The sequence below is a fragment of the Legionella santicrucis genome (assembly GCF_001468135.1).
In the GTDB taxonomy this organism is placed as follows: Bacteria; Pseudomonadota; Gammaproteobacteria; order Legionellales; family Legionellaceae; genus Legionella; species Legionella santicrucis.
In genome coordinates, this window is sequence record NZ_LNYU01000085.1 from 155,408 (window position 1) to 157,801 (window position 2,394).

A 2,394-nucleotide genomic window follows, 5' to 3' on the forward strand; every position below is an offset into this window, starting at 1 on the left:
CGTTACTTCTAATTCCATTAATAATCACTCTATGGAATAATCACAATCGTATTAATCACTATCTTATTTTGGCAGTTAATATTCTCATCACCCTCTATACAGTCATTTCCGTAAGCCGGTTGATTTTGGCTACCATTCATGGACAAATTGGCCCGAACCACTTACTACTTTCTTCAGTCATCTTATGGACAACTAACATCCTTGTTTTTGCATTATGGTATTGGAGTTTAGATGCTGGAGGCCCAGTACAACGAGAATTAAAGGAAAGTGCTGGCCCCACTGCATTTTTATTTCCTCAAGTTCAACTCTCTTTGACACAAACGATTGGAATATCCAACTCACTCAAAAACTGGACACCTAATTTTGTGGATTATTTATTCCTAGCTTTTAATACCACAACGGCCTTTTCACCAACAGATACGCCTGTATTAACCCGTTGGGCAAAGTGTATGACCATGCTTCAAGCTCTTATCTCATTAACAATTATTTTAATGCTTGCTGCACGCGCCGTTAATATTCTGAACTCTGGATCCGGTTATTTTGTATCATAAAATGTGTCTCATAGGCTAATGTAACTTTTGCCCATTAGGTACTTTGGGATCGGTTGTAATCAAACATATAGCTCCACTCTCATCCGAAAATCCAACTAATAAAAATTGTGAAATAAAGCCAGCGACGTTTTTTTCACCTAAATTAACACATCCTACTACGGAACGTCCTAATAAAGACGCTGGGGTGTAATGTACCGTGACTTGTGCGGAGGTTTGCAATACACCTATATTCTCACCAAAATCAACCCATATTTTATATGCTGATTTCTTTGCACGTGAAAACTCTTCAACCTTAACAACAGTACCAGAACGCAACTCTATTTTTGCAAAATCATCATAAGAGACTATCATTCCAAAAACCTCTTTCCCTTAGTATTAAAATAAAATCAATTAAAATACTGTCTCTAGAACAGTTACGTGTAATTCGGGAACTAAACTCTTTAATAAAATAAATAACTCATCCTCTTGGTTTTCCTTACATGCATTATTGAGTAAGTTCATTGTTTGCATGAGTTCATCCCAATTTAATTCACGAAATTTTGCTTTGAATAGTTTTTCATGCTCTGTTGAATCCAATTGTTCTGATTCATGGAAAAGTTCTTCAAACAATTTTTCTCCTGGACGTAATCCTGTGTATTCGATCATAATATCTTTTCCGGGCTCCTTCCCAGCCAAACGAATCAGTTGCTCTGCTAAGTAGCTAATTTTAACTGGCTCGCCCATATCCAGCACAAAAATTTCGCCACCTTGCCCATTAACCATAGCCTGTAAAATTAACTGACATGCCTCTGGTATGGTCATAAAATATCGCTGCATATCAGGATGAGTCACTGTTATTGGACCACCGCTTTGCAATTGTTTTTGAAATAGTGGAACCACGCTTCCTGCGGAACCTAAAACATTTCCAAACCGAACCGTAATGAATTGAGTTTTTACCTTACCATTCAAATTCTGACAAAAAATTTCTGCAACTCTTTTGGTGGTGCCCATGATATTAGTTGGATTTACTGCTTTGTCAGTGGAAATCAAAATAAATTTTTCAGTATGGGCAGCCATACTTGCTTTTGCAACTATCTGTGTTCCTAAAATATTATTCAAAACGGCAACGCGTATCTGATTTTCCAGAAGAGGGACATGCTTATAAGCAGCGGCATGAAATACAATTTCAGGAGAATAATCAGTAAATAAGCGATTAATCGCTATTTCATCGGTAATGCTTACTAATTTAAGCTCTAACGGAATATCCGGAAAACTTTGCTTCAGCTCAAGTTCAATTTGATATAAATTAAATTCACTATTTTCAACAATGACTAAACTTTGAGGTTTAAGAGCTAAAATTTGCCGGCATAATTCAGAGCCAATTGAGCCCCCTCCTCCAGTTACCAATACCCTTTTTTCAGAAATTTCTGCGATTAATTTATCCCATTGTAAATTAACTTGCTCTCTACCTAACAAATCCTCTATATTTACTGGCCTTAAAGCATTCACTTCAACTCTGCCAGAGGCTAAGTCACTAAGACCAGGAAGTGTACTAAAAGGAACTTTGCTGTTTTCGCAATAGGTCACGATACGCCGCATGATTGAAGAGCTTGCTGATGGAATAGCAATAAAAATCAAATCAATCGCATATTCTCGAACTCGCATGGAAATTTGACTAGTAATTCCAAGTACGGGAACTCCGTGAACTTCTAAGCCTTTCTTAGATAGGTTATCATCAATAAAGCCAATCGGCTTGTACTGATTGCTTCGTTTTAAATCCCGAACTAATCCCTCTCCTGCCATACCAGCCCCCACTATAAGCACTCGCTTTATTTCAGTCGTCTGATTCCCTCTGGCTCGTCGG

Annotated in this window: 3 protein-coding genes; 1 reads left to right on the forward strand and 2 read right to left on the reverse strand. The window is 37.6% G+C overall.

The window, feature by feature from the left end; all coding sequences use genetic code 11:
* A partial coding sequence (locus tag Lsan_RS16105; RefSeq protein ID WP_083505172.1) for a hypothetical protein occupies nucleotides 1-551 on the forward strand: 551 nt, incomplete at its 5' end.
* 15 nt (nucleotides 552-566) lie between these two features.
* Here the strand turns inward: Lsan_RS16105 and Lsan_RS16110 are convergent.
* Nucleotides 567-902, reverse strand: coding sequence for a tRNA-binding protein (locus tag Lsan_RS16110; RefSeq protein ID WP_058515153.1), 336 nt, complete (start codon nucleotides 900-902; stop codon nucleotides 567-569).
* 39 nt (nucleotides 903-941) lie between these two features.
* A partial coding sequence (locus Lsan_RS16115; RefSeq protein WP_237762166.1) for a polysaccharide biosynthesis protein occupies nucleotides 942-2,394 on the reverse strand: 1,453 nt, incomplete at its 5' end.

Coding starts and splice junctions, on each gene's coding strand:
- Lsan_RS16110 (WP_058515153.1), bottom strand. CDS start 902: ATGATAGTCTCTTATGATGATTTTGCAAAAATAGAGTTGCGTTCTGGT.